Below are 26,616 nucleotides of genomic sequence, written 5' to 3' on the forward strand. Positions count from 1 at the left end.
ACCATGACGACCGATATCGTGGATGTCCAGCGCCCCGCACGGCGCACTTTTCTGAAAGGCGTCGGCGGCGCTGCCGCGCTCGCGCTGACCATCGGCTTCGAATGGGGCGGCCTTGGCAAGGGCGCGCTAGCCGCTGAAGCGCCGGCCGGCAGCAACACGTTCGCGCCCAATGCGTTCCTGCGCATCGGCGCCGATAACAGCGTGACCGTCATCGCGAAGCACGTCGAGATGGGCCAGGGCGCCTACACCGGCATTGCGACGATCGTCGCCGAAGAACTCGATGCCGACTGGTCCAACGTACGCGTCGAAAGCGCGCCTGCCGATGCAACCCGCTATGCGAACCTCGCGTTCGGCAAGATGCAAGGCACCGGCGGCAGCTCGTCGATGGCCAATTCGTGGATGCAGTTACGCGAGGCCGGCGCAAAGGGCCGCGCGATGCTGGTGTCGGCCGCCGCGCAGCAATGGCAGGTGCCGGCTGCGTCGCTGCGCACCGAGCGCGGCGTCGTCTATCACGACGCGAGCGGCCGCCACGCGAGCTACGGCTCGCTGGTCGCGCAGGCGTCCGCGCTGCCGGTGCCGGACAAGGTCACGCTGAAGGACCCGAAAAACTTCAGGCTGATCGGCACCCGCGTGCCGCGCGTCGACGTGCCGCCGAAAACCAACGGCACCGCGCAGTTCACGATCGACGTGACGTTCCCCGGCATGCTGGTCGCGCTGGTGCAGCGGCCGCCGCAGTTCGGCGGCGCCGTCAAATCGTTCGATGCGACCGCGACGAAGGCGGTGCCGGGCGTCGTCGAAGTCGTGCAGGTACCGCGCGGCGTCGCGGTGGTGGCGAAGAGCTTCTGGGCTGCCAAGCAGGGCCGCGACGCGCTGAAAGTGGAATGGGACGACACGCACGCGGAAAAGCGCAGCTCGGCCGCCATCATGGACGAGTACCGCAAGCTCGCCGAGCAGCCGGGCAAGCCCGCGCGTACCGAAGGCGACGCGGCGAAGGCGATTGCCGGCGCGCCGCGCAAGATTTCCGCGAGCTATGAATTTCCGTATCTCGCGCATGCGCCGATGGAACCGCTCGACGCCGTCGTCAAGCTGACCGCCGATAGCTGCGAAATCTGGGCCGGCGACCAGTTCCAGACCGTCGACCAGGCAAACGCGGCGCGCACCGCGGGGCTCGAACCGCAGCAGGTGAAGATTCATACGCTGTATGCGGGCGGCAGCTTCGGCCGGCGCGCGAATCCAGGCTCGGACTATATCGTCGAAGCGGTATCGATCGCCAAGGCGCTGGGCGCGAACGGCACGCCGCTCAAGCTGCAATGGACGCGCGAATGCGACATTCACGGCGGCCTGTACCGGCCGGTCTATTTCCATAAACTCGAAGCCGGGCTAACCGACGACGGCCAACTGGTTGGCTGGCAGCACCGCATCGTCGGCCAGTCGATCGTGGCGGACACGCCGTTCTCCGGTCTCGCGAAAAACGGTATCGATTCGACCTCGGTGGAAGGCGCGGCGAACATCGCCTACGCCATTCCGAACCTGTCGGTCGAACTCGCGACCACGCGCACCGGCGTGCCGGTGCTGTGGTGGCGGGTGGTCGGCAGCTCGCACACCGCGTATGCCGTCGAGGCGTTTATCGACGAAGCGGCCCATGCGGCGGGCCAGGACCCGTACACGTTCCGGCGCAATCTGCTCGCCAACCAGCCGCGCATGCGCGCCGTGCTGGATCTGGCAGCGACCAAAGCCGGCTGGAGCAGCACGCCGCTGCCGCCCGGCAAGGGCCGCGGCATCGCGGTCGCCGAGGCATTCCACACGCTCGTCGCGCAAGTCGCTGAAGTGACAGTGGACAAGGACGGCAAGGTCAAGGTCGACCGTGTGGTGTGCGCGGTGGACTGCGGCACGCCGATCAACCCGGACGTGATTGCCGCGCAGATCGAAGGCGGCATCGGCTACGGACTCGGCGCCGCGCTGTACGGCGCGATTACGCTGAAGGACGGGCGGGTCGAACAGAACAACTTCGACGGCTACCAGGTGCTGCGCATGAACGAGATGCCGAAGGTCGAAGTGCACATCGTGCAGTCAGGCGAGGCGCCCACCGGCATCGGCGAACCGGGTGTCGCGCCGGTCGGGCCGGCAGTCGCCAATGCGATTTTTGCGGCGACGGGTAAGCGGTCGTATTCGCTCCCGTTTGCTCGCGAAAAGACGGCGTGATGCGGTAATGCGCGTAACGGCGGATCGGGTTTCAGAGTACGAATCCTGATCCGCTGTTCGCGGGCTTCAAACCCTTCTGCACTTTCTGTTATTCCCCTCCCACGGCAAGCGCCGCAGTCTCACCACTGCCGTTTCGCTGCAGTCGCCGCCTTTGCGTCGCGTACTCGCGACAGCGCGTGACACCTGTATGTTTATACAGTATTCTATGCGCAGCCTGAACACCCGGTTTCCGGCCGATTCCTGGCGCGACAGTAGCCGCTACATGCACGCGAAAATGGCCGGTCGATCGGAACCGCTGGGCACGCCGCGTACAATGCATGGCACGTCGCTGGCAATACATTGCGCGACCGGTATTTCTGCGCAGGGTGCGACGGTTCGTGCGTCGGCCAAAGCGTCAGTTGCCGCGTCAACGGCCGGTAAGCCGGATGGCGGGATGGGATGAGCGGAAAGGAGTAAGCGGAATGGAGAATGAAATGCTGCGACTTTCAATGAGCCCTGTGCTTCGAACGCGTCGAGTGCTTTGGGCTCCGCTTCGACGGGTGGCGTCCGCGCCAGCCCCTCTCGCTTCGGCTTTGCTTGCCACGTCGCTGTTCGCCGCAGCGCCCGCTGCTTTTGCCGGTGAGCGCATCATCGAAATCTGGAATCCGCCCGAGGCACGTCAACCGTTGAGCCGTTCGCCGGAGGCCAAACAAGGCGCGCATCTGATCGGCAAGACCGCCACGCCGCCGCATCATCGAAAGGTGCTCGCGCATCGCAATGCGCCGACGCCGCATCAACATCAAACCGCTCAGCAGAGTCTTCAGCAGGCTATGCCGCAAGGCTCGCATCAAGCTGCAAGCCAGGCTCCAAACCAGGCCGCTAACGAAAGCGCTCATCACGCCACCGCACCGGCCATCGATGCGAGCCGCCTCAAACACAACGAAGTCCCGCCGCCGAAGCACGACATCTCGCACTTCGAAGATATCCCGCGCATCGTCACGCCGGAAGGCAACGTGTTGCGCGTCGGAACCGATGGCGCGACAGCGCAGGTCACCCGCTAATGCAAGCGCGGTACTACAAGGGCTATTCGATCTGGGGTCACTCGATCCGCCAGCAGGAAGGCTATGCGGCAAGCGGCACGATCACGTCCGGAACGAAAGTCGTCGAAGCGTCCGGGATCCTTGCGAACGTCAACACCGAAGAGGAAGCGGAGACGGTCGGCCTCGAATGGGCCGAGGCGTGGGTCGATAGCCATAGCTAGCTTTTGGCTACTACGACGGCCTACGGGTTAAAGCGCGCTCACGCGTTCAAGCGGCCAGCAACTGATCGACAAACGCCGCGAGCGCGGGCCGCAGTGCGCTGCGCTCGGTCGCCGACATGCAGATATAAAACTGCCGGCGCGCCCAGTCATCGAGCAGGCGAATCGCCTTTAAGCCATAGCGCGACAGGTACGTGGCGGCAATCAGCTCCGGCATGATGCCGATGCCGATCTGCTCGCGAATCAGCCGGCAACGCGCTTCATAGTTCGACACTTCGATGCGCACGTTGAGCGGCCGTGACAGGCTCGCTTCGGCAAGCGACAGAAACGCCTCGTACGAGTGGCGCGGAAAGTAGCCGACGAACGGATAGTCTTTCGCCGCCTCGAGCATCGTCTCATCGAGACTCGCAAGCGGATGATCGAGCGGCACGACGAGCACGACATGATCCTGCCGGTACGGCAGCGAGTGAACGCCGGGCGCCGGTGTCAGTGCGTGATAGATGCCGAGGTCCGCTTCGGCGTCGGTCACGAGCCGCGGAATGTCGTAGCTGTACCGCTCCTGCAAATCGATCTGCGCGCCCGGTTCGCTCGCGAAATAGCGGCTCAGCACCTGCGGCAGGTATTGAATGATCGACGAGCGGTTCGCGGCCAGACGAATCTTCGGCATGCCGCCCGCACCGAACTCCGCGACGCTGTTCTGCGCGAGCTCGACGCTGCGCAGAATCGCCTTCGCGCGGTGATAAAGCGCGGCGCCCGCGGGTGTCGGCTCGACACCGCGCGCATGACGCACGAGCAGCACGGCGCCCAAACGCCGCTCGAGTTCCGCGATGCGTTTGCTCGCTGCCGAGGTCGCCAGATTCTCGCGCTCGGCCGCTTTCGACAGGCTCTTCGACTCGATCGCCGAGACCAGCATCTGCAAGCCCAACAAATCCATTTTCATGTGACGCGCTACCGGTCGTGAGGACAGGCGGCAGCGCTCCGCAGGCGCCGCCGCTTTCGCGATGATACGCGCCGCACCTCGGTCAGCCCTTCAGTGACCCACGCGGTGATCACCGCGGCCATCGCGTTTTCAACCGGCAAAGCCGTACAAGCGCGCCGGGTTATCGACAAGAATCGCGCGCCGCAATGCATGGTCGGGCACCGCGCGCGCGAAACGCTCGAGCAGCACTCCATCGTCGGGCATCTGCGCCGCGTCGAAGTAGTTGACGTGCGGCCAGTCGCTGCCCCATACGACCTGCTGCGGGTTCGCCGCGAGAATCGCATCGAAGAACGGCGCGACGTCGTCATAGGGCGCGCCTTGCGCGCTGACGCGATCGGCGCCCGAAATCTTCGTCCACGCGACGCCGTCCGCGAGCATCGCGATCAGACGCTGAAAACCCACGTCGGCGGTGCCGTTCGCGATGCTCATGCGGCCCATATGGTCGATCACGAGACCGATCGACAGCGCGCGCAGCAGCGGCTCGAGTTCAGGCAGATCGGGCGCGTGAACCCAGATCTGCGCATGCCAGCCGCGCGCGGCGAGCTTCGGCGCCAGCGCGCGCAATGCGTCGAGCCCCGCGCCATTGCGATAGACCGCCTGCCCGTCGCGGCGAAACAGATTGAAGCGCGCGGCGCGCACGCCATGCGCAGACAGGCGGTCGAGTTCGGCTTCCGGCGTATCCGCGCCGAGCACCGCGACGCCGCGCAAACGCGACGGATAACGCTGCAACGCATCGACGAGCGACGTGTTCTCCATCCCGTAGACGCTGGCCGTCACGAGCACGCCGCGTTCGAAGCCGAGGCGATCGAGATGCGCGATAAAGCGGTCCGCGGGGTTTTCCGGTGGCGTGTAGCTGCGCTCATCGGCAAGCGGAAAGCGTGCGTAAGGGCCGAATACGTGTGCGTGGCAATCGCAGGCATGCGGCGGCATCGGAATCGGGGGAGCGGCAGGCGTCGGTAAGGGACCGAGGCAAGGTTTCGTCATGGCGATCGTGTTCGTTGTGGGGGCGGCGCCGTTCCAGAACCGTGTCTCCCCGGCGACGGCGCATGACGCCATGGTACGGCGGCGCAGCACGGCGAGCGTTATCCAGATGGAAACGGTGCGTTCACCAAAAGGATCAACACGTGCGCTGGAGGCGGCCAGAATAAAGACATCGCGCTTGCGCTTTTCCCGAACGAGATAGCCGCACGCGCCGAGCGTGAGAACAATAACGACCGAGGCAGCGGTCGAACCCATTCGAACAATACGGAGACAAAGCGCCCCTTGGACATCCTGCTTTCACGCCAGGCCGCCGCGCATTTCAGCGACGCCATTGCACAGACGCTGCGCGCGGTGCCGCACCGGATCGTCACGCCCGACGACGTTTTGGACGCCGGTGCTGTGCGCGCAGGCGCCGCGCTCGATGTTGCGTCAGCCGCGCAGATCCGCCCGGTTGCGCCGATCGCCGCACTGATCAGCCGCGATGTGACAGGCCGCTCGACAAAGGCTGTGATAACCGCAGAAACGCAGCACTTCTACGACGCGTTACTCGCCTCCAGGCATCTGCGCTGGATACACACACTCGGCGGGTATCGACCGGCCCATCTTTCCCGCATTGCTGCGACGCGGCGTCAGAATCACCACGTCTGCTGGCGCAAACGCGCGCCCGGTCGCACACTCGGCGCTTGCCGGCCTGCTGTCGCTCGCGCGGCGTCTACCGCAACTGCGGGCCGCGCAACGCGAGCACGCCTGGAAGCCGCTACTCGACGACGCCACGCCGCGCGATCTCGCGGGCCAGAATGCGCTGATCGTCGGCTACGGCGCGATCGGACAGCGGCTCGCGAAGCTGCTTGACGCACTCGAAATGAACGTGACCGTGGTACGTCGCGAAACCAGTGGGTACAGGAGTGGCTGCTTGAGCGAAACCCGCAGCATCGCGCGCGCCATCGCACTTTCAGAAATCGACACCGCACTTCCCCATACCGACTGGCTGATCCTTGCCTGCCCGCTGTCGCCTTTGACCGCACGGCTCATCGATGCAGGTCGCCTGCGGCTGCTGCGGCCGGGCGCGCATCTGATCAATGTCGCCCGCGGCGAAGTGGTCGTCGAAACGCATCTGATCGCCGCGCTGCGCGAAGGCGTGCTTGCAGGCGCGTATCTCGACGTGTTCGAACACGAACCACTCGATACGTCGTCGCCGCTGTGGGATCTGCCGAACGTGCTCGTCACACCTCATACGGCGGGACACGCGGACAGCCATTACGCGGCGGTCGGGCGCATCTGGCTCGATAACCTCGCGCGCTTTATCCGCGGCGAACCGCTAGTCAACGAAGCGCAATCGCATGAGGCGCCTATAACGGAGACCACGCAACATGAGCATCAGCATTGAAGCCTCCCGGCCCTCTTCGTCGGACGCTGCCGTCGCGCCCGCCGACGCACAGCGCGAGCGCGCGATCTATCGCAAGATCGCGTGGCGGATTCTGCCGCTGCTCGTGTTCTGCTACATCCTGAACTATCTCGACCGCATCAATATCGGCATCGCGCAGCTACAGTTCAAAACGGATCTCGGCTTTAGCGATGCCGCCTATGGGCTCGGCGCCGGTCTGCTTTTCGTCGGCTATGTTCTGTTCGAAATCCCAAGCAATCTGATGCTCGATCGCATCGGCGTCCGCAAGACGTTTCTGCGCATCATGGTCGCGTGGGGCGTGCTCTCGACGATGACGATGTTCGTGCGCACGCCGATGCAGTTCTACATCGTGCGCTTTCTGATCGGCGTCGCCGAGGCGGGCTTTACGCCGGGCATCTTTCTGTACCTGAGCTACTGGTTTCCCGCGCGGCGCCGTGCGCGCATGACGTCGATTTTCTATCTGAGCATTCCGATCGCGGCAATCGTCGGCACGCCGCTGTCGGGCTGGATCATGCACGCGTTCGGCGGCGGCTTCGGCCTGCGCGGCTGGCAATGGCTCTTTATGCTCGAAGGGCTGCCGTCGGTGCTGTTCGGCGTGATCGCCTATTTCGCGCTCAGCGACCGGCCGCAGCAGGCCGCATGGCTCGATGCGAGCGAACAGGCCTTCGTGCTCGCGCAACTGAAGGCCGACGATGCGCGGAAGCAGAAGCCGCGCCGCATCGCACACAGCGCGTTGCGCGCCATTCTCGGCGACCCGCGCGTGTTCTGCGCGGGCTTCACGTTTGCGTGCAGCTTTTCGCTCGGCAATACGCTCGCCTTCTGGGCGCCGGTCGTGATCCGCAACTCGGGCATTGCGCAGGTCGCGAACGTCGGCGTGCTCGCCGCGATTCCGGCGCTCGTCGGGATCATCGTGATGCTGGCTGTCGGTCGCCATTCGGACCGTACGCTCGAGCGCCGCTGGCATGCGGCCCTCGCGCTATTCGCGGCAGCAGGCGCGCTTGCGCTGCTGCCGCATTTCCGCAGCGATACGGTGATCGCACTTGTGCTGCTCGCGATCGCATCGGCGGGGCACTACTCGTGCCTTGCGGTGTTCTGGTCGATTCCGCCCACTTATCTTCCACGCGAAACCGCCGCGGCCGGCATCGCGCTCGTCAACGTGATCGGTTCGCTCGGCGGCGCGCTGAGCACCGCGGCACTCGGCTGGATGAGCAAGGGCTCGGAAGGCTTCGGTATCGGGCTCGTTGTACTCGGAGCGGTGATCGCGTGCGGCGCGGCCGTGCTGCTCGTCGCATTTCCGGCGCGCATCCTGCGTTCGGGCGCGGCGTGAAGTCGCTGCATGAAGTCGCTACATGACGTCGCTGCATGAGGTCGCTACATGAGGTCGCTACATGAAGCGACGCGAAGCGAGCCAAACCAGCACGGCATGACGCATAGAGACACATCCAATAAAAGGAGACGACACATGCACGATCCCTCCGCTACCGCAACGACTACCGCGACGGCCGCGGCCGCCGGCAACCTCGACAGCGCCGAGGATCGCGCCGCGCGCCGGCGCACGGCGGTCAAGTCGATCGTCGGCGGCTCGATCGGCAATCTGATCGAGTGGTACGACTTTCACGTCTACACGACCTTTTCGATTTACTTTGCCGCATCGTTCTTCCCGCGCGAGAACCGCACGATCCAGTTGTTGAGCGCGGCCGCGATTTTCGCGCTCGGTTTCCTGTTACGCCCGGTCGGCAGCTGGATGATTGGCCTCTACGCGGATCGCCACGGGCGCCGCGCGGGACTCACGCTATCGGTTGCATTGATGTGCGCGGGGTCGCTGGCAATCGGCCTGTGCCCCACGTATCCGCAGATCGGCTTTGCCGCGCCCGTCGTGCTGCTGCTTGCGCGCCTCGTGCAAGGCTTCTCGCTCGGCGGCGAATACGGCGCGAGTTCGGTGTATCTGAGCGAAATCGCAAAGCCTGGCCACCGCGGCTTCTACAGCAGCTTCCACTACGTGACGCTGATCCTCGGCCAGTTGCTCGCGACGATGGTGCAGGTCGTGCTGCAAGGCCTCATCTTCTCGCATGCGCAGCTCGTCGCATGGGGTTGGCGCGTGCCGTTCCTGACCGGCGCGGCACTTGCGCTCGTCGCGTGGTGGGTACGCCGCAATATCGACGAAACGCCCGACTTTCGTGCGCTGTCCGAAAAGGCCAAACGCGGCCTGCATCTCGCAGAGCTGCGCAAGCACTGGCGGCCCGTGCTGCTCGTGTTCGGCCTCACGACCGGCGGCACGCTCGCGTTTTTCACCTACACGGTCTACATGCACAACTATCTGGTCAATACGGTCGGCTTGAGCGCGCAACAAAGCGCGTGGGTGTCGCTGTCCACGCTGGCGCTCTTTATGGTCGTGCAGCCGCTGTTCGGCGCGCTGTCCGATCGCATCGGCCGGCGCCCGCTGTTGCTGTGGTTCAGCATTGCCGGCACGTTCGGCACCTATCCGCTGATGACGGCGCTCGCGCATACGCGCAATGAAACCACCGCGTTCTTTCTGCTCGCCTTCGCGCTGATGATCGTGTCGGGCTACTCGTCGGTGTGCTCGGTCGTGAAGGCAGAGATCTTTCCCGCGCGGCTGCGCGCGCTCGGCGTCGGCGTGCCGTATTCGGTTGCGACTGCCATCTTCGGCGGCACCGCCGGTTATGCGGGGCTCTGGTTCAAGAGCATCGGGCACGAAAGCGGGTTCTATCTGTATGCGTCGGCCTGCATCGCCTGCACGCTGATCGCGACATTGAACCTGCGCAAGAGCGACGTGCAGATGCAGCCATGAACGCCGCTTTATGTCGACATTCTTTCCACTCATCGCGGGCGATGCGCCCGCTGGTTTCGCTGTACCGATCAGCAGGAGTCTCTTTATGACGAAGCAACCGGAATTTTCGATCCCGTCGATGCGCGAGCAGTGCTCAGAAACCGAGTGGCAGGCGCGCGTCGATCTCGCCGCCTGCTACCGGCTTGTCGAGCTGTACGGCATGTCGGACATGGTCGCCAACCACATCTCCGCGCGCGTGCCGGGCGAAGACGACGCGTTTCTGATCAACGCATACGGCATGCTCTACGAAGAGATCACCGCGTCGAGTCTGATCAAGATCGACCATGAAGGCAACATCATCAGCAAGCCCGCATTCGTCGGCGCCGACTACGGCATCAACCGCGCGGGATATGTGATTCATGGCGCGATTCACGAAGCGAAGCCCGACATCAACTGCGTGATTCATACGCATAGCTGGCCGGGCATGGCCGTTTCGTCGCTGAAATGCGGGCTGCTGCCGCTTACGCAAACGTCGATGCGTTTCTACAAGATCGGCTATCACGACTACTTTGGCGTCGTGCTCGATACATCCGAGCGCGAGTCGCTCGTGCGCGATCTCGGCGACAACAATGCGCTGATTCTGCGCAATCACGGGCTACTGACGGTGGGCAAGACGATTCCCGAGGCGTTCAATGCCATGCACCGGCTCGAGCTGTCGTGCAGGTCGCAGCTTGCGGCAATGGCCTGCAATGTCGAGTTGAATCCGGTGCCGAAAAAGGTGCTCGAGGAAACGTACCTGAACTATCAGCCGCAGACGCGCCGTCCGTATGGCTTGATGGAGTGGCCGGCGCTGCTGCGCAAGCTCGACCGGATCGATGCTTCGTATCGCGACTGACCGGCAGACGCAGTCAGTACGCGGCAACGCAATCGATCTCGATGTCGAAGTGTCCGGGCCACGCCGGCACGTTGATAAAAATCCGTGCCGGCGGATTCGGCCCGAAGAAACGCGCGTAGATCTCGTTGACTGCCGCGAACTTGTCGACCGACGTGCAATAGACATTGCATTTCAGCACCTGATCGAGCGACGAACCCGCAGCCTCGACGCATCGCTTCAGCTGGTTCAGCACAAGCTCGGTTTGCCGTTCGATCGGGGCGTCGACGATCTCGCCGGTTTCCGGGTCGAACGGCGGAAAGCCGGATACATAGACGGTGCCGTTGTGGCGCGTGACGGCCGAAGTCGGCGCTTTCCAGCGCTCGAGCCATGTCGAAAGCGGTTCGACGCGAATGGTTTCGCGAGCCATGTATGAAGCTCCGTTAGCGCGTTTGCGTGACGCGCTCGTGTGACGCGTTTGCGTAACGCGTGTGTGTAATCAGGCGCCGGGTTTGAACAATCCGTTGATGTCGCCAGCACTCGGTGCATCGGGAAAGCCCTCGAAGCGCCCAACGGCCAGCCCCTGCGCCGCGCGCATCAAACCACCCCATGCGGCGCGCGCCAAGCCGCCGCCGACGCTGATGCGCCGCACGCCGAGCGCTTCGACATCGCGCAACGTCAGCTCCGAATTTCCGCCGATCAGCAGATTCACCGGCTTAGGCGCGACGGCGGCGACCACGGCCTCGATCTGCTCGCGCGTGTGAATGCCCGGTGCGTACAGGCAATCGGCGCCGGCTGCCGCATAGGCCTTGAGGCGCGCAAGCGTATCGTCGAGATCGGGCACGCCAGCAAAGAAATTTTCAGCGCGCGCGACAAGCAGCGTATCGCCGCCGGTTTTGTCGATCGCGCGGCGTGCCGCGCCAAGCCGCTTTACCGCTACGTCGATCGGAAAAAGCGGCGCATCGGCGCGCCCAGTCGCGTCTTCAATCGAGAGCCCCGCAACGCCCGCTTCAACCGCAAGCGCAACGCTTTGCGCGACACCTTCAGCGTCGCTGCCAAAGCCGTTTTCGAAATCCGCGTTGATCGGCAAATCGGTCGCTTCGACCATCTCGCGCAAATGCGCAAGGATTGCGTCGCGCGGCAGGTTATTGTCCTGGCGTCCGCTCGACCATGCGAAGCCCGCGCTCGTCGTGGCAAGCGCCTTGAAGCCGAGCGACTGCAAGTAGCGTGCACTGCCGGCGTCCCAGGGATTCGGCAGAATAAAGCAGCCTGATGTGTGCAACGCGCGGAAAGCAGCGCGCTTTTCTGCGGTGGTGCGTGACATCGCATGTCTCCTTGAGTAGGAATCGCAACCGCAACTGCGCTTAAATCAGCAACGGCTGCACCGCGCCCGATTCGAGCGCAATCAATGTGGCTTTGGTTTGTATGCCGCCGGCAAAGCCGGTCAGATCGCCGGACGCGCCGATCACACGATGGCACGGCGCGATAATAGAAATCGGATTGCGCCCGTTCGCCGCGCCGACCGCGCGCGTCGCATTCACATCGCCAATCTGCACCGCAATGTCGCGGTAGCTGCGCGTCTCGCCAAACGGAATGGTCAGCAATGCGTTCCACACTTTCTTCTGGAATTCAGTGCCGATGAATTCGGTGGCCACCTCGAAACGCGTGCGCGTGCCGGCGAAGTATTCGGCCAGCTGGCGTGCGGTTTCGACCAGCACCGGATCATCGTCCGCCTCGTGCATCTCGCCGAGCTTGACGCGTCCAGGCCGATCGTTTTCCCACAGAATCGCGACAAGGCTTGCGCCGCGCGCAACAAGTTTCAGCTTGCCGACCGGCGACGCAACAATCTTGTACACATACGACATGGCCTGCTCCTTTGCCGCGGACCGTGCGGTGTTTCCGCCGCCGGCCCGCTCAACACCGAAAACAGCAGCATAAGCGCAATCTTGCGACAACGTTACACGTCAACGTGAAATGTCGCGACCACTTCCTCCATCATCAGCGCCTGCTCTTTCAGCGACGTGCTGGCGGCCGCGGCCTGTTCGACCAGCGCCGCATTCTGCTGCGTCGTGCGGTCGAGCTGCGAGATCGCAAGATTGACCTGCTCGATTCCTTCGCCTTGCTGCAGCGACGCGCCCGCAATTTCATTGACGATCGCGTCGACATTCGTCACCGAATCGATCACGCTGCGAATCGCCGCGTGCGCATCGGCGAAAAGCTTCGCGCCGCCTTCCACGCTCGCTGACGAACGTTCGATCATCTCCTTCACATCCTTTGCCGCGGTCGCGGTGCGATGCGCGAGCGTGCGCACTTCGCCGGCGACGACGGCGAAACCCTTGCCCTGCTCGCCGGCGCGCGCTGCTTCGACGGCGGCATTGAGCGCAAGAATATTCGTTTGAAAGGCGATCGCTTCGATGGTCGAGATCATCGCGGCCATTTCCGTCGCGCGCCGGCCGATTTCGTTCATTACGTCGACGGCGCGCGTGATCACCTCGCCGCTCGCCGATGCTTTCGTCGACGCTTCGCGGCTCAGCTGTCCCGCCTGTTTGGCGTTGTCCGCGTTGTGGCGCACGGTGGCGGTCAGCTGTTCCATGCTCGCCGCGGTTTCTTCGAGCGACGCCGCCTGCTCTTCGGTGCGCCGCGATAGATCGAGATTGCCGGCGGCGATTTCCTGGCTGCCGGTCAGCACCGACTCCGCGCTCGTCTTCGTCGTCGTGATCGTGCGGCTGAGCGCCGCGAGCAGTTCGTTCATGCGCAGCTTGATCGAGGCGAGTTCGTCGCGGCCGCTTGCGTCGAGGCGGCCTCGCAAGTCGCCCGCGCTCGCCTGCTCCATGCTGCTGGCGAGTTCGTTCACATCGGCGCCGGTTCTGCGCGCGAACGCGACGAACAGATACAGCGCAACGCCCACCGACACAGCGCTCAATACACTGAGCACCGCGATATGCACGGCCTGCGCGTGCGCACGCGCGTCAAGCAGCGACTTCAGCAAGGCGGACAGTTGGCCATGCACACGATAGACCGCATCGACGGCGCGCGTGCCGGCATCGAAATACGCATTCGATTCAGGCACGGGCGCGTTCGCGTTCGATCCGAGGTCCGCAACGATCTTGTCGAATGCATCGGCGTCGTCGAAGTTCAGGTTCTGCATGGCGGACGCGGCGTCGATTGCGCCGAGGGCGCGTTGCACGCGCTTCAGATCATTGCGCACGGCGCCAATCTGATCGCGCAGAAACGCGGCGTGCACGCCGAGCGCGGCACGGTCGGCTTCGCTCAGCGGCGTCTGGCTTTTTGCAGCAGCCGCGAGCGCGGCCGCGCCTTTGCCGCGCGTGATCGCGGCCATTTCAGCCGCGCCCGGCAACGACAGCGCCACCGAATTCGCCAGATAGTACGTCGCGGCGTCAGGATCGAGCGCGAGTTGCGAGGCGTCCGCGAGATCCGCGGTGAACGCGAAGATCGCACGGACGAGCGCCGTATGCGCATCGAACACGTCCTTCCCCGAGCCCGTGAGCGGCATCTGCGCGAGCTGCGCGTATTGCGCGGACAACGCGTCCGTTTGGGCGGTCAGATCGAACGACTTTGTCGCCGCCGCCTGTGTGCGCAGTGCTGCAATGAGCCGCTCTGCGTCGGCATTCGCTGCGTCGAACGCGGGACGAATCGACGGATTGCCGGCCATCAGCGACGCACTTGCGCCGCGGCGCTTCTGCACCGCTTTCAGCAGCGCCTGGCTGGTCTCGAGCAGGCGAACGCCATCGAGTTCCTCGCGCGTCGATACATAGACATTCACTTCATCATTGAGGATCGCGTACAGGCACACCCCAAGCGGCAGCAAAAATAGCAGCGCAAGCACCGCAAGCTTGCGCGACATCCTGAGGCGGCCCATCAAAGCCATTCCGGGAGCAAACAAACGCATCGTGTACATCCTGTCATTCGGGTTCGGGTTGCAACGGCGGCGTGTGTGCGGGCCTTGTCGAATTTCAAAGGCCTTGTCACGTCGACGTCACCTCGCTATTACGGCGGGCAAACCCTGAACTGAAACGATGCGAAGCTGATTTTTCGCATGGCACCAACGCGGGGCGCGATACGCATTGCGTTGGTGCCGACGCGCAAAAAACCCGTTAAAAAAGCGCTTATCTGGTGCGGCGGTACGACGCGAATCTTACGTTCACGCAGCGCCGCACCAGCGTTCCCATGCGGTGCGAAACGCGGCTTCGACTTGCGTCGCGAAGCGCGCGCCGTCCATCAGCGGCGAAGCGGCAATGCGTGCGCGCAGGCCTTCGCGCAGGCGCGCGACACGCGGCAAATCGCGCGCGAGTTGCAATGCGATGTCGACGAACTGCTCGTCGCTGTGCGCGACGAGTTCGGCGAGGCCGAGGTTCATCGACTGGCTCAAGCCCGCGCGTCCGACGGCCGTCGCGCCGACGCGCGTGACGACCGGCACGCCCATCCAGCTCGCGTCGAGGCTCGTCGTATGGCCGTTGTAGGGGAAGGTATCGAGGCCGATATCGATCTCGCGATAGGTGCGCAGATAGTCGGCGCGGGACTGGAACGGCACGAAGCGCACACGCTCGCCGGCGATGCCGTGCGACGCGAGCCGCGCGAGCAGACGCGTGCGCGCGGCGCCGTGAGGCGCCATCAGCAGCAAGCGGGCATCGACGGCTTCGTGCAGCACGCCACGCCACATTTGCAGCGTGCGGTCGGTCAGCTTGCACGGGTTGTTCAGGCATCCGAACGTCAGGAAGCCGTTGTCTCGCGCAGGCAGCGCGTTGACGTCCGGCATGTCGGCGGGCTTCGTCGATGACGTCAATGGGTCGTAGCACCAGAACGAGTCGGCCAGACGAATCGACTGCTCGCTGTAGTGGCGATCGCTGCCCGCCGGATCGAGCCACGGATCGGTCAGCCGGTAGTCGATCGCCTCGATGCCCGTGGTACCCGGGTAAGCCAGCCACGCGATCTGCACCGGCGCCGGTTTGCGCGCGAACAGCAACGGACGCGCGTCCGACATATGCATCGTCAGATCGAGCAGGATATCGATACGGTCGTCGCGGATCTGCTGCGCGAGTTGATCGTCGTCGAGTGTGCGCACGTCGCGCCATACGTCGGCGTGGCTTTTGAGGCGATCGGTTACGTCGTCGGGCCGCACGACGGTTGAGTAGCAGTAGATTTCGAAGCGCGCATGATCGTGATGCGACAGCAGCGGCATCATGAAAAGCGCCTGGCAATGGTTGCGGAAATCGGGCGACACGTAGCCGATGCGCAGGCGTCGCGTGCGGTCCTGGTGGCCCGGCCGCGCATGCGGTTGCCGCGTGGCGCGGTAGCGCGCTTCGTGCTGTGCGGACCAGCGCCGGCATGCTTCGAGAGGCGTTTCGGGATCTTCCGCGCTGAACGTCAACGCATATGCGAGATTGCTGTGCGCGATCACGTTGTCCGGATCGCACCTCAGCGCTTCGCGATAGCTCGCGATGCCGTCTTCGATGCGGCCCGCGTCCTTCAACACCGTGCCGAGATTGTTGTGCGTGACCGAGTGATGCGGGTCGATCTCGAGCGCACGGCGCAAACGTGTCTCGGCTTCGTCGATGCGGCCGAGCGTGCGCATCAGCGTGGCCGCGTTGTTGTGCGCGGCGACGAGATCGGGGCGCAGTGCGATGGCCTGGTCGAACGCTTCGGCGGCGCGCGTGGCGTCGCCGAGTTCCCGGAATACATTGCCGAGGTTGTTATACGCATCGGCGTGCGCGGGGTTCACCGCGATTGCGTGTTCATAGAACAAGGATGCTTCGCGCGCGTTGCCGAGCGCATGCAGTGCATTGCCGAGGTTATAGGCGGCCTCGGGGAAACGCGCGTCGAGTTCGAGCACGCGCGCAAGCAGCGTCACGGCGGTCGCGTTATCGCCGCGCGCCCTCAGCGCAACGCCGAGATTGAGCAACGCATGAGGCGAAGCCGGCGCGGCCTTGACCGCCGCTTCGAGCAGGGGAATCGCGGCATCGATACGTCCGCGCGCCTGTAGCAGCGTGCCAAGGTTCGTCAGCGCATTCGCGTCGTGCGGTGCAAGCGCGAGCGCTCGACGATACGCGTGTTCCGCATCGTCGTGCGCATGTTGCTGGCGATAGGCGTTGCCGAGATTGTTCAGCGCATCGACATGCGCCGGGTCGAGTTCGACGGCGCGGGCGTAGGCCTCGATTGCGCGCGGATAATCCGCGAGCGCCTGGTGCGCCGTGCCCATCGCAAACATCAGATCGGCGGATGGCGCGTCGAGCGTCGACACGCGTTCGTAGGCGCGCACCGCGTCGGTAAACCGCTGCGCGGCTGCGAGCACCTGGCCGCGCGCGAAGTGAAGGCGCGCGACATCGGGCGCATGAACGATCGCCTCGTCGAGCCAGGCAAGCGCGGCATCGTAAGCGCCGCATTGCAGTTCGAGTACGCCGAGCCGCAGCAGTATGTCGGCGTCGGCGGGACGAACGGCGAGAATGCGTTGATAAAGGTCGCGCGCCGCGGTGAAATCGCCTGCGAGATGCCGCTCTTTGGCTAACGCGAGAGTTTGATCGACCTCCATGCTGCGCCCCGTTGTGTCGCGCGAAGAACTTGCGCGCGTATGTCTATGTGTTTGCGTGGAGGCGATCATATCGCGGCACTAGCGGTCCGCGGTTACAGCCGATCACGCAAGCTTACGGATAGCCATCAAGCGCAAACTCAAACATGAAACTTTGCGCTGCTGCGCGTTCCGGCAGCAACTTCGATAGATAAGCCCGCTAGTCGCCGTGTGCCATCCACGTCTGCGTCTCCTCCATCTGGTCCACGGCATGACCGAACCATTCGACCAGAAAGTCGACGAACGCGACGACCTTGGCCGATACGTTGAGCCGCTCGCCATACACCGCATGCACATCGGCGCCCGGCAGCGACCACTCGGGCAGCACCAGCTGCAACGCGCCGGAACGCAGATGTGTGTACACGTCCCACTCCGAGCGCATCAGCACGCCGTGACCGTCGAGCGCCCAGACCAGCGCGGTCTCGCCGTCGTTGCTGCTGAGCGCGCCGCGCACCTTGATGGTTTCGTGCTTGCGGCCGCGGCGCAGATGCCAGGTGCCGTAGGCGGCGTCGTTTTCGCGCAGCACGATGCATTGGTGGCCGTGCAGATCGCGCGGCGTGGCCGGCACGCCGGCGCGCGCGAGATAAGCCGGCGACGCGCACAGAAAGCGCCGGTTCGGCGCGATCCTGCGCGCGACGAGCCGCGAATCGGGCACATCGCCGAACCAGATGCCGACGTCGTACGCTTCATCGGCAAGCCGGATCGAACGGTCGGTCAGCGTGAGCTGCACTTCGACTTCGGCGTAGCGCCGCGCGAACTCGGACACCGCGGGCGCGATATGACGCCTGCCGAAACCGAACGTCGCATTCACCCGCAATAGCCCCTTCGGCACGGCGCGCGCGCTCGACACCATGCGGTCTAGCTCCTCGAATTCGAGCAGCAGGCGCGCGCCGTGCGACAGATACAGCTCGCCTTCCTGCGTCACGCTGATACGCCGCGTGGTGCGATTCAGCAGCCGCACCCCGAGGCGCGTTTCCATCCGCGCAAGGCGCGCGGTCACGGCAGGCGGCGTGACACCGAGTTCGCGCGCCAGCGCCGACAGGCTGCCGTGCTTGACGAGTTGCACAAAGAACGCGAGATCGGAGATCGAATCCACTTACCGGCCCACTTATAAATTGAAGTTAAAAATAGATTAAAGAAGAATGCATTATATGCGCCGACCATCTGTATAGACTATTTCCCGTAACGAAGCTGTCAGCGTCGTTAGCCAGAAAAAAGCTCTCTACCCGGCCCCCACACCATTGGAGGAGATGTGCCGCGCACGTTGTATCAGAAGCTCGTCGAGTCACACACCGTGGCCCGTCTCGATGCGGAGCACGTCCTGCTTTACGCGGACCTGCACATCATGAATGAGTACACCAGCCCGCAGGCGTTCAACGGCCTCGTCGAACGCGGTATCGGCGTGCTGCGGCCGAAACAGCAGATGGGTGTCGTCGATCACGTGATTCCGACCAAACCCGATCCGGTCGGCAAACGCGTGATCGCCATCGACGCGGCCTCGCGCCAGGCCGCCAATTTCACGCGCAATTGCACGCACTACGGCATCAAGCTGTTCGACGTCAACGATCCGCTGCAAGGCATCGAGCACGTCGTCGCGCCTGAAACAGGCTTGATTCGCCCCGGCATGGTCGTGCTGTGCGGCGACAGCCATACCACCACGTACGGCGCATTCGGCGCACTCGGCTTCGGTATCGGCACATCGGAAATCGAGCACGTGCTTGCCACGCAAACTCTGTCGTATCGCGTGGCGCGCACGATGCGCATTCATATCGACGGCCTGCTGCCCGCCGGCACCACGTCAAAAGACCTCGTGCTGCGCGTGATCGCGAAGATCAGCGCACAAGGTGCGCGCGGCTACGCAGTCGAATACACAGGCGAAGCGATTCGCGCGATGTCGATAGAAGCACGCATGACGCTGTGCAATATGACCGTCGAAGCGGGCGCGCGCGCCTCGCTCGTCGAACCCGACGAGACGACATTCGCGTATCTGCGCGCACATCGCGGCAACCTGAGCGAAGCGCAAATGGAACAGGCGATCGCGGTATGGCGCTCGCTGCGCTCCGACGCGGACGCACAGTTCGACACCACGATCACGATTGCCGCCGCCGAGGTCGCACCGTACGTGACGTGGGGCACCAGCCCCGACCAGGCGATTCCGGTGGACGGCTTGATTCCGGCGCCGGCCGATGGCGCCGATCACATCGTCAGCGCGGCGACCGCGCGCGCGCTCGATTACATCGGCCTCGCCGCCGGTTCGAAGATCGAAGGCACGCCGATCGACCGCGTGTTTATCGGCTCGTGCACGAACGGCCGCATCGAAGACCTGCGCGCCGTCGCCGCGATGCTGCGCGATGGCATGCGCGTCGCGCCGACCGTCCGCGCGATGATCGTGCCGGGTTCGGGCGCCGTGCGTCAGCAAGCGGAACGTGAAGGCCTGTCCGACCTCTTTATCAAGGCCGGCTTCGAATGGCGTCAGCCCGGCTGCTCGATGTGCCTCGCGATGAACGACGACGTATTGCGTCCGGGCGAGCGCTGCGCATCGACGACGAACCGCAATTTCGAAGGCCGCCAGGGCCGCGACAGCCGCACACATCTGATGAGCCCGGCGATGGCCGCGGCCGCGGCGATCGCGGGCCGCATTACCGATATCCGCAATTGGGAGCAACAGGGGGAGCACTACCGTGCCTGATTTCTCGCGCATAGAAGGCGTCGCAGCCCCGCTGCCGATCGCGAATCTCGATACCGACCAGATCATGCCGAAGCAGTTTCTGCTCGGCACCGACAAATCGGGCCTGGCCGCCGGCCTGCTGTACGACCTGCGCTTCGCGCCCGACGGCAGCAAGCGCGCTGACTTCGTGCTCAATACGCCCGCTTACGCCGGCGCGAAGGTGCTGGTCGGCGGACCGAATTTCGGTTGCGGCTCGAGCCGCGAGCATGCGGTGTGGGGCCTGCTGCAAGGCGGTATCGAAGCCGTGCTCGCGCCAAGCTACGGCGAAATTTTCTACTACAACTCGGCGAACAACCGGCTGCTCGCGATCGTGCTGAAGCCTGAGGAGATCGACGAGATCACAGCCGAAGTGTCGAACACGGCGACGAACGCAATTCAGATCGACGTCGCGGCGCAACGCGTGCGCACCGCATCGGGCCGCACGTACGCGTTCAAAATGGACGAGCGCCATCGCCAGATGTTCCTCGAAGGGCTCGACGTGCTCGGCGCGTCGCTGAAGATGCTGCCGCAGATCGAAGCGTTCGAGAAGCGGCATCGCGCGGACAACCCGTGGGCGGTCGTGCTGCCGCTGCCGGACGGCGATAGCGCGAATGCTTCGGCGCCGCGCGCTTAGGCGGCCTTGCAAGCGGCCTTGCAAGCCGCCTTGCAGGCCACCTCATAGGCTGCACCGGCGTCTGCCCTTTTTAATTCACTAGAACCACAGTATGGAGAACCTCGCAATGAAACCCCTGATCGGCCTGATGCTCGGCGACGTCACTGGAATCGGCCCGGAGCTGGTCGTCAAGTTGCTGTCGCTGCCCGAGACGCGTCAGAAGGCGAACGTCGTGATCATCGGCGACGAGCGTGTGCTCGAACTCGGCATGAAGGACGCCGGCCAGCGTATTCCGTACACGAAGATCGCGAACGTGAAAGACGCGGTGCACGATGCGGCCGCGGTGCCGTTCATCGATCTGCACAACATCGACCCGGCCTTGTACGAGCGCGGCCAGCTGAACGCCGAATCGGGACGCCTGACCGGCGAGACGCTGAAGGTCATGACGGACCTCGCGCTGGCCGGCGAACTCGACGGCATCTGCTTTGCGCCGCTGAACAAGGCGGCCCTGCACCGCGGCGGCTGGAACTACCACGACGAGCACCAGATGTTCGCCGCATGGACGAAGCACGAAGGCTACTTCGGCGAAGTCAACATCATTCCGCAGTTCTCGACGTTTCGCGTGACGTCGCACGTCGCGCTGCGCCAGGCCGTCGATATGGTGAAGCCCGATCGCATCGAAGGCGCGCTCACGCTCGCTCATGACACGATGCGCGCCTTCGGCAAGAGCTCGCCGCGTATCGGCGTCGCGGCGCTCAATCCGCACGGCGGCGAAAACGGCCTGTTCGGCGACGAGGAAATCAAGATCATTCGCCCGGCGCTCGAAGCGCTGCGCGCGAAAGGTCTGGCGAGCGAAGGCCCGTTCCCTTCGGATACCGTATTTATCAAGGCGCGCCGCGGCGACTTTGACGCGGTCGTGATCATGTACCACGACCAGGGGCAGATCGCGACGAAGCTGCTCGGCTTCTCGCAGGGCGTAACGCTGACGGGCGGACTGAAGACCGTCTATGCGACGCCGGCGCATGGCGTCGCCTACGACATCGTCGGTCAAGGCACCGCGGATGTCGGCGCGACCGCCGCCGCGTTCGACGTCGCGACGCGCACCGCCGCCGCCCGCAAGACCGCACGTGAAGCACTCGCGCACTAACGGTCACTGCAACAACGCGCAGCACCTGCAGCACCCGCATCGATACCGCTGCGCCGCCAGGAGACGGCGCGCGCAGCGGACCGCAACAACATAAACACGCATTAGCCTGGAGTCAGCCATGCCCATGTTTGAGAATTTCACAAAAACCACGATCAAGACGAGCGGTGCCGAAATTGTGACGGTCAAAGGCGGCGAAGGCCCGCCGCTGTTGCTGATGCACGGCAATCCGTTCAACCATCTGTCGTGGCACAAGATCGCTCCGCGGCTGGCTAAGGAATTCACCGTCGTCTGTACCGATCTGCGCGGCTATGGCGACAGCTCGAAGCCGGCCGGCGGCGGCGATCACTCGAACTACTCGTTCCGCGCCATGGCGCAGGACCAGGTGGAAGTGATGGAAACGCTCGGCTTCACGAAGTTCCACGCGGCTGGGCATGATCGCGGCGCGCGCGTGCTGCACCGGATGTGCCTCGATCATCCGACCAAGGTGACCAAGGCCGGCTTCATGGACATGCTGCCGCAGCACCATCTGCTGAACAACGTGACGCGCCAGTGGGGCAAGTTTTCGTGGCACTGGTTCTTCATGACGCAGGACTACCCGACGCCGGAAACGATGATGGGCGCGGACCCGGAGTTCTTTATCCGCCGCAAGCTGTCGAAGACCGACCAGGGCACGAGCTTCTTCGGTCCCGAGGCGCTGCAGGATTACATCCGCTGCATCAAGAACCCGGAAGTGATCCATGCGATGTGCGAGGACTACCGCGCGACCTTTGGCGTCGACCTCGATATGGATACCGCCGACTTCGACGCGGGCAAACGCGTGACCACACCTTCGCTGATTCTGTGGGGCGCGAAAGGCGGTGTCGGGCGCAATCACAACGCGGCCGAAGTGTGGGGCCGCTACGCGACGAACATCGTCAAGACCGGAACGGTGCCGTCGGGCCACTATCTGCAGGAAGAGTGCCCCGACGAAACGTATGAAGCGCTGTCGAGCTTCTTCCGCGACTGATACTCGACTGAGCGCCGGCATACCGGCAAAACCCTCTCGCAGCAGCGCGCGCGGCGCTGCATCCGCTGCAGTTCGACAGCAGCGCCGCGCACCTCAACACCTCTGCCTTATAAAAACGAATGGAGGAAGACATGTCCCCTTCGCAGCCAACGCGAAGCAGGGCGAGGATCACGTTCATCCTGCTCTGCCTCATGGCCTTCATCATGTACGTCGATCGCACGAATATTTCGGTCGCGGCGCCCGTGATGAGCAAGGAACTTGGGTTCAACAATACCCATCTCGGCTTTATCTTTTCCGCTTTCGCCATCGCCTATAGCTGCTTCATGATTCCGGGCGGCTGGCACAGCGACCGCATCGGTTCGCGCAAAGGCCTGTTGCTGTACGGCTCGCTATGGGCCATCGCGACGATCGTCACCGGCGTGGTGGGCAGTCTTTACGCGCTGGTTGCCGCGCGGTTCTTCGTCGGCGTCGGCGAAGCGCCGATCTATCCGACCGCCGCGCGCATGATCGCCCGCGTGATTCCCGAAGACCGCCGCGGCTCCGCGCAAGGCGCGATGCATGCGACGGGCCGTATTGCGAATGCGCTCGCGCCGCTGATCGTCACGGGCTTGATCGTCGCGTTTTCGTGGCGCTTTACGTTCATTATTCTCGGCGCCATTACGCTCGTATATATGGTCGTGATGTATCTGGGCCTGAACGAAGCGAAGAAGCATAGCGACGACGTGCAAAGCCATGGCGCGCAATCGCAGGCTCAGGCGGCAGCGGTACCCGTGCCTCAACGCAAACCGCTCGACTGGCGCGACATGATCCGCCGCGTATGGCCCGCTACGGCCGCGTGCTTCTGTCACGGCTGGGTGCTGTGGTTCTTCCTGAACTGGATTCCGTCGTTTTTCTCGCAGCGCTATGGCATGAAGCTCTCGCACAACGCGATCTTCTCCGCGCTCGTGCTGCTCGGCGGTTCGCTCGGCACCTTCGCGGGCGGCATGCTGACCGACTGGCGCTTCAAACGCACCGGCAACCGGCTGCGCGCGCGCCGCGAAGTGATCATCCTCGGCTTCCTGTCGTCGATCATCTTCCTGATTCCGCTGCTGCTGACGCGCGACGTCACGATCAGTTCGGCGTGCCTCGGGCTCGCGTTCTTCTGCTCGGAACTCGCGGATTCGCCGCTCTGGGTGGTCGGCACGGAAGTCTCGCGCGAGCACTCAGCGACGTCGAGCGCATGCACGTTCACCGGGATGGCGCTGGCGGGCGCGGTGTCGCCGCTTGTCGTCGGCATGCTGCTCGATATGTCGCACGGCCGGTGGGCGGTGGCCTTCGTCGCCTCGATCGTCGTGCTGCTGCTAGGTCCGATCTTCACCTTGAAAATCCGGCTCGACGACGAGCCGCCATCCTCTTCCGGCAAAGCCCGGGAAAAGGCAGTGGCCGCTGGACCGAACGTGGCGCACGCGCCATCGCGTTAGCACGACACCGTACGCGTGAACGCGGCTGCGAGGCACGGCGTTCACGCGTTCAAAAGGCGTTCAAAGCGCTTTAACCGGAAAACACGTATCGGCACGCGCAACGACCCGCGCATGCCGGACCGAAACATCGAAACGGATGTGGCGCTCTCACGTCCGTACTCAGCATTACTAATTAATGATCGACGCGCGACCTGGCTATTCCGTCAGGTGGCCGCCGGTCGACTAAAAGAGGAAACGAGATGAGCATTGGAGGAGCAGCAATCAGGATCAGGCCGCTTTTGCTTGGCGTGCTGGCGACGTCGTTCAGCGCGGGCGCTTACGCGCAGTCGAGCGTGACGCTGTACGGCATCGCCGATGCGGGCCTGGAATTTCTCACCGGCGCGCCCAACGCGCAGGGTAAAGCGTCGCATCTGTTGCGCGAGGAATCGGGTGGCGTAAAGAGCAGCCGGATCGGGTTCAAGGGGGCGGAAGACCTTGGCGGCGGGCTGAAGGCGATCTTCCAGCTCGAAGGCGGCGTCGACATCACGAAGGGCAAGTCGCTGCAGAGCGGACGGCTGTTCGGCCGCCAGGCCTACGTGGGGCTCAGCAGCCGCTATGGCGCGCTCACGTTCGGCCGGCAGCGCGTGCCGATGTACGACTTCTCGGTGCGTTACGATCCGCTCGATTACAACATCTACGGTCTGAAGCAGACCGACGGGCAGTTCACGGGCCGGGCCGACAACTCGGTCAAATATCGCGGCAGCGTCGGCCCGGTCAGTTACGAGGCGCTCTATAGCACCGGTTACGACGCGACGATCCCGAACGGCGGCCAGGTGCCGGGCGAATTCAAGGTTGGGCGGGAAATCGGCGCGGCCGTGCAATACGCGAGCGGCCCGTTCTCGGCGATGGTGACCTACGATCTGCGCAACGGCACGTCGATCGCGACGCAGTCCGGCAAGGAGCAGCATCTGGCGGCGGCGGCGATGTACAAGATCGGCAAGGCCAAGGCGTACCTCGGTTACCGGTGGCTGAGCAGCACGCTGCCGCTCGATTCGAGCACGCAAGGGCATGCGAACGAGTTCTGGACCGGCCTCGAGTACCGCGTCACCGTGCCGCTCTCGATCGCCGGCGCGGTCTTCTATACCGACATCACGTCGGCAAGCCAGCGGCCGATCTATCTGGCCGCGACGGCCAAATACGCGTTGTCGAAGAGCACGACGCTGTATACGGAAGTCGGTTACGTGAAGAACAGCAACGGCTCAAACCTCGGTCTTAACGGCTACGACACCGACATCGTCGCCGGCCACAATCAGACGGGCGTCATGCTTGGCGTGATCCACTACTTCTAGCCTGAACGGGCAGCGCGGCCCCCGCCCCGCCTCGTTCGGGGGCCGCGGCAGTCTTGCAACAGCTTTCTTCCGTGCCGACGAGCGACTTGGCGGGCCGCGTGGCGTAAAATACGCGTCTTTCCCGAATCGCTCGCCATCATGACGCTCGCCTCCACCCCCGAGATCATCGCCGAACTCAAAGCCGGCCGGATGGTAATTCTCGTCGACGAAGAAGACCGCGAAAACGAGGGCGACCTCGTGATCGCAGCGGAATTCATCACGCCGGAAGCGATCAATTTCATGGCCCGCTACGGCCGCGGCCTGATCTGCCTGACGCTGACGCAGGAACGCTGCAAGCAGCTGAACCTGCCGCTCATGACGTACCGCAACGGCACGCAATACGGCACCGCGTTCACGGTCAGCATCGAGGCGGCCGAAGGCGTCACCACCGGCATCTCGGCCGCCGACCGCGCACGCACGATCGCCGCAGCCGTCGCGCACGACGCGCGCCCCGAGCACATCGTGCAACCGGGCCACATCTTCCCGATCATGGCGCAGCCGGGCGGCGTGCTGATGCGCGCCGGCCACACCGAAGCCGGCTGCGACTTCACCGCGCTCGCGGGGCTCACGCCCGCCGCGGTGATCTGCGAAATCATCAAGGACGACGGCACGATGGCGCGGCTGCCGGACCTGATCGAGTTCGCGCACGAACACGGTCTGAAGATCGGCACGATCGCCGATCTGATCCACTACCGCAGCCGCACCGAATCGATCGTCGAACGCGTGGCGGAACGCACGATGCAAACGGCGCATGGCCCGTTCCGCGCGGTCATGTATCTGGACCAGCCGAGCGGCCAGCCGCATATCGCGCTCGTGCGTGGCACGCCCTCGCCCGATCGCGACACGCCGGTGCGCGTGCACGAACCGCTGTCGGTGCTCGATCTGCTCGAAGTCGGCTCGTCGTGCACGCACTCGTGGACGCTCGACGCGGCGATCCAGGAAATCGCCTCGCGCGATATCGGCGTGATCGTCATGCTGAACTGCGGCGACTCGAAGGAACATCTGGTCGACCTGTTCAAGGCGTTCGACCAGCAGGACAAGGCGGAGGCGTTAAAGCGCCGCCCGGTCGACTTCAAGACCTACGGAATCGGCGCGCAGATTCTGCGTGAACTGGGCGTGGGCAAAATGCAGGTGCTGTCGAATCCGCGCAAGCTCGGCAGCATGTCAGGCTATGGGCTCGAAGTAACCGGTTTCGTGCCCATGCCGGGCGTCGCGGCCGAAAAGCCGTGCTAGCCGCCGTCGTGTTCGCTTGTTTAACACCTGCATAACC

The 26,616-nt window shown here is 64.2% G+C and carries 21 protein-coding genes and 1 pseudogene; 14 read left to right on the top strand and 8 right to left on the bottom strand.

Annotated features, from left to right (window positions below):
- Nucleotides 1-3: 3 nt before the first annotated feature.
- From KZJ38_RS19255 to KZJ38_RS19265, 3 genes are all read left to right on the top strand, one after another.
- Nucleotides 4-2,202, top strand: coding sequence for a xanthine dehydrogenase family protein molybdopterin-binding subunit (locus tag KZJ38_RS19255; RefSeq protein ID WP_219797761.1), 2,199 nt, complete (start codon nucleotides 4-6; stop codon nucleotides 2,200-2,202).
- Between the two features lie 572 nt (nucleotides 2,203-2,774).
- Complete coding sequence (locus tag KZJ38_RS19260; protein WP_219797762.1) at nucleotides 2,775-3,242, top strand: hypothetical protein; 468 nt, start codon at nucleotides 2,775-2,777, stop codon at nucleotides 3,240-3,242.
- Nucleotides 3,242-3,442 (top strand): hypothetical protein, encoded by a 201-nt coding sequence (locus tag KZJ38_RS19265; RefSeq protein WP_219797763.1) that lies wholly within the window; start codon nucleotides 3,242-3,244, stop codon nucleotides 3,440-3,442. Before KZJ38_RS19260 ends, KZJ38_RS19265 begins: the two co-directional genes overlap by 1 nt.
- A gap of 46 nt (nucleotides 3,443-3,488) precedes the next feature.
- Here KZJ38_RS19265 and KZJ38_RS19270 read toward each other — a convergent pair whose 3' ends face one another.
- Both KZJ38_RS19270 and KZJ38_RS19275 read right to left on the bottom strand, forming a co-directional pair.
- On the bottom strand, nucleotides 3,489-4,379 hold the full coding sequence (locus KZJ38_RS19270; protein WP_219797764.1) for a LysR family transcriptional regulator: 891 nt from the start codon (nucleotides 4,377-4,379) through the stop codon (nucleotides 3,489-3,491).
- Nucleotides 4,380-4,508: 129 nt separating this feature from the next.
- A complete protein-coding gene (locus KZJ38_RS19275; protein ID WP_219797765.1) occupies nucleotides 4,509-5,402 on the bottom strand; it encodes an amidohydrolase family protein in 894 nt (297 codons plus the stop codon).
- Nucleotides 5,403-6,012: 610 nt separating this feature from the next.
- Here KZJ38_RS19275 and KZJ38_RS19280 point away from each other — a divergent pair.
- The 4 genes from KZJ38_RS19280 to KZJ38_RS19295 all read left to right on the top strand — a co-directional run bounded on the left by KZJ38_RS19280 (nucleotide 6,013) and on the right by KZJ38_RS19295 (nucleotide 10,487).
- Nucleotides 6,013-6,786: a D-2-hydroxyacid dehydrogenase gene (locus KZJ38_RS19280; RefSeq protein WP_246641556.1), complete on the top strand. Its 774-nt coding sequence runs from the start codon at nucleotides 6,013-6,015 to the stop codon at nucleotides 6,784-6,786.
- Nucleotides 6,770-8,131: an MFS transporter gene (locus KZJ38_RS19285; RefSeq protein ID WP_219797766.1), complete on the top strand. Its 1,362-nt coding sequence runs from the start codon at nucleotides 6,770-6,772 to the stop codon at nucleotides 8,129-8,131. The genes KZJ38_RS19280 and KZJ38_RS19285 overlap by 17 nt, the downstream gene beginning before the upstream one ends.
- Nucleotides 8,132-8,266: 135 nt before the next feature.
- Nucleotides 8,267-9,613 (top strand): MFS transporter, encoded by a 1,347-nt coding sequence (locus tag KZJ38_RS19290; RefSeq protein ID WP_219797767.1) that lies wholly within the window; start codon nucleotides 8,267-8,269, stop codon nucleotides 9,611-9,613.
- Nucleotides 9,614-9,698: 85 nt separating this feature from the next.
- Nucleotides 9,699-10,487 carry a class II aldolase/adducin family protein gene (locus KZJ38_RS19295; protein ID WP_219797768.1) on the top strand — a complete coding sequence of 263 codons (789 nt, stop codon included), beginning with the start codon at nucleotides 9,699-9,701 and terminating at the stop codon, nucleotides 10,485-10,487.
- A 13-nt stretch (nucleotides 10,488-10,500) separates the two neighbouring features.
- Here the strand turns inward: KZJ38_RS19295 and KZJ38_RS19300 are convergent, their stop codons facing one another.
- From KZJ38_RS19300 to KZJ38_RS19325, 6 genes and pseudogenes are all read right to left on the bottom strand, one after another.
- Nucleotides 10,501-10,893 (bottom strand): RidA family protein, encoded by a 393-nt coding sequence (locus KZJ38_RS19300; RefSeq protein WP_219797769.1) that lies wholly within the window; start codon nucleotides 10,891-10,893, stop codon nucleotides 10,501-10,503.
- 69 nt (nucleotides 10,894-10,962) lie between these two features.
- On the bottom strand, nucleotides 10,963-11,787 hold the full coding sequence (locus tag KZJ38_RS19305; RefSeq protein ID WP_219797770.1) for an isocitrate lyase/PEP mutase family protein: 825 nt from the start codon (nucleotides 11,785-11,787) through the stop codon (nucleotides 10,963-10,965).
- A gap of 64 nt (nucleotides 11,788-11,851) precedes the next feature.
- Nucleotides 11,852-12,328 (bottom strand): annotated as a pseudogene (locus KZJ38_RS19310) (methylated-DNA--[protein]-cysteine S-methyltransferase); the annotation flags it as partial.
- 92 nt (nucleotides 12,329-12,420) lie between these two features.
- Complete coding sequence (locus tag KZJ38_RS19315; protein WP_246641557.1) at nucleotides 12,421-14,343, bottom strand: methyl-accepting chemotaxis protein; 1,923 nt, start codon at nucleotides 14,341-14,343, stop codon at nucleotides 12,421-12,423.
- Nucleotides 14,344-14,625: 282 nt separating this feature from the next.
- Nucleotides 14,626-17,010 (bottom strand): tetratricopeptide repeat protein, encoded by a 2,385-nt coding sequence (locus KZJ38_RS19320; RefSeq protein WP_219797772.1) that lies wholly within the window; start codon nucleotides 17,008-17,010, stop codon nucleotides 14,626-14,628.
- A 196-nt stretch (nucleotides 17,011-17,206) separates the two neighbouring features.
- A complete protein-coding gene (locus KZJ38_RS19325) occupies nucleotides 17,207-18,142 on the bottom strand; it encodes a LysR family transcriptional regulator (RefSeq protein ID WP_219797773.1) in 936 nt (311 codons plus the stop codon).
- A 156-nt stretch (nucleotides 18,143-18,298) separates the two neighbouring features.
- On the opposite strand from KZJ38_RS19325, the gene leuC reads away from it, so the two are divergent.
- The 7 genes from leuC (at nucleotide 18,299) to ribBA (ending at nucleotide 26,579) form a co-directional block, all read left to right on the top strand.
- Nucleotides 18,299-19,735 carry a 3-isopropylmalate dehydratase large subunit gene (gene leuC / locus KZJ38_RS19330; RefSeq protein WP_219797774.1) on the top strand — a complete coding sequence of 479 codons (1,437 nt, stop codon included), beginning with the start codon at nucleotides 18,299-18,301 and terminating at the stop codon, nucleotides 19,733-19,735.
- Nucleotides 19,728-20,387 carry a 3-isopropylmalate dehydratase small subunit gene (gene leuD / locus KZJ38_RS19335; RefSeq protein ID WP_219797775.1) on the top strand — a complete coding sequence of 220 codons (660 nt, stop codon included), beginning with the start codon at nucleotides 19,728-19,730 and terminating at the stop codon, nucleotides 20,385-20,387. Before leuC ends, leuD begins: the two co-directional genes overlap by 8 nt.
- 106 nt (nucleotides 20,388-20,493) lie before the next feature.
- On the top strand, nucleotides 20,494-21,513 hold the full coding sequence (locus tag KZJ38_RS19340; protein ID WP_246641558.1) for a 4-hydroxythreonine-4-phosphate dehydrogenase PdxA: 1,020 nt from the start codon (nucleotides 20,494-20,496) through the stop codon (nucleotides 21,511-21,513).
- A 118-nt stretch (nucleotides 21,514-21,631) separates the two neighbouring features.
- On the top strand, nucleotides 21,632-22,519 hold the full coding sequence (locus KZJ38_RS19345; RefSeq protein WP_219797777.1) for an alpha/beta fold hydrolase: 888 nt from the start codon (nucleotides 21,632-21,634) through the stop codon (nucleotides 22,517-22,519).
- Nucleotides 22,520-22,650: 131 nt separating this feature from the next.
- The gene (locus KZJ38_RS19350; RefSeq protein WP_219797778.1) at nucleotides 22,651-23,979 is read left to right on the top strand and encodes an MFS transporter; all 1,329 of its coding nucleotides are present in this window, start codon (nucleotides 22,651-22,653) and stop codon (nucleotides 23,977-23,979) included.
- 239 nt (nucleotides 23,980-24,218) lie between these two features.
- Nucleotides 24,219-25,307: a porin gene (locus tag KZJ38_RS19355; protein WP_219797779.1), complete on the top strand. Its 1,089-nt coding sequence runs from the start codon at nucleotides 24,219-24,221 to the stop codon at nucleotides 25,305-25,307.
- Nucleotides 25,308-25,445: 138 nt separating this feature from the next.
- On the top strand, nucleotides 25,446-26,579 hold the full coding sequence (ribBA, locus tag KZJ38_RS19360) for a bifunctional 3,4-dihydroxy-2-butanone-4-phosphate synthase/GTP cyclohydrolase II (RefSeq protein WP_219797780.1): 1,134 nt from the start codon (nucleotides 25,446-25,448) through the stop codon (nucleotides 26,577-26,579).
- Nucleotides 26,580-26,616 lie beyond the last annotated feature (37 nt).

It is taken from the genome of Paraburkholderia edwinii, from assembly GCF_019428685.1.
Lineage (GTDB): Bacteria > Pseudomonadota > Gammaproteobacteria > Burkholderiales > Burkholderiaceae > Paraburkholderia > Paraburkholderia edwinii.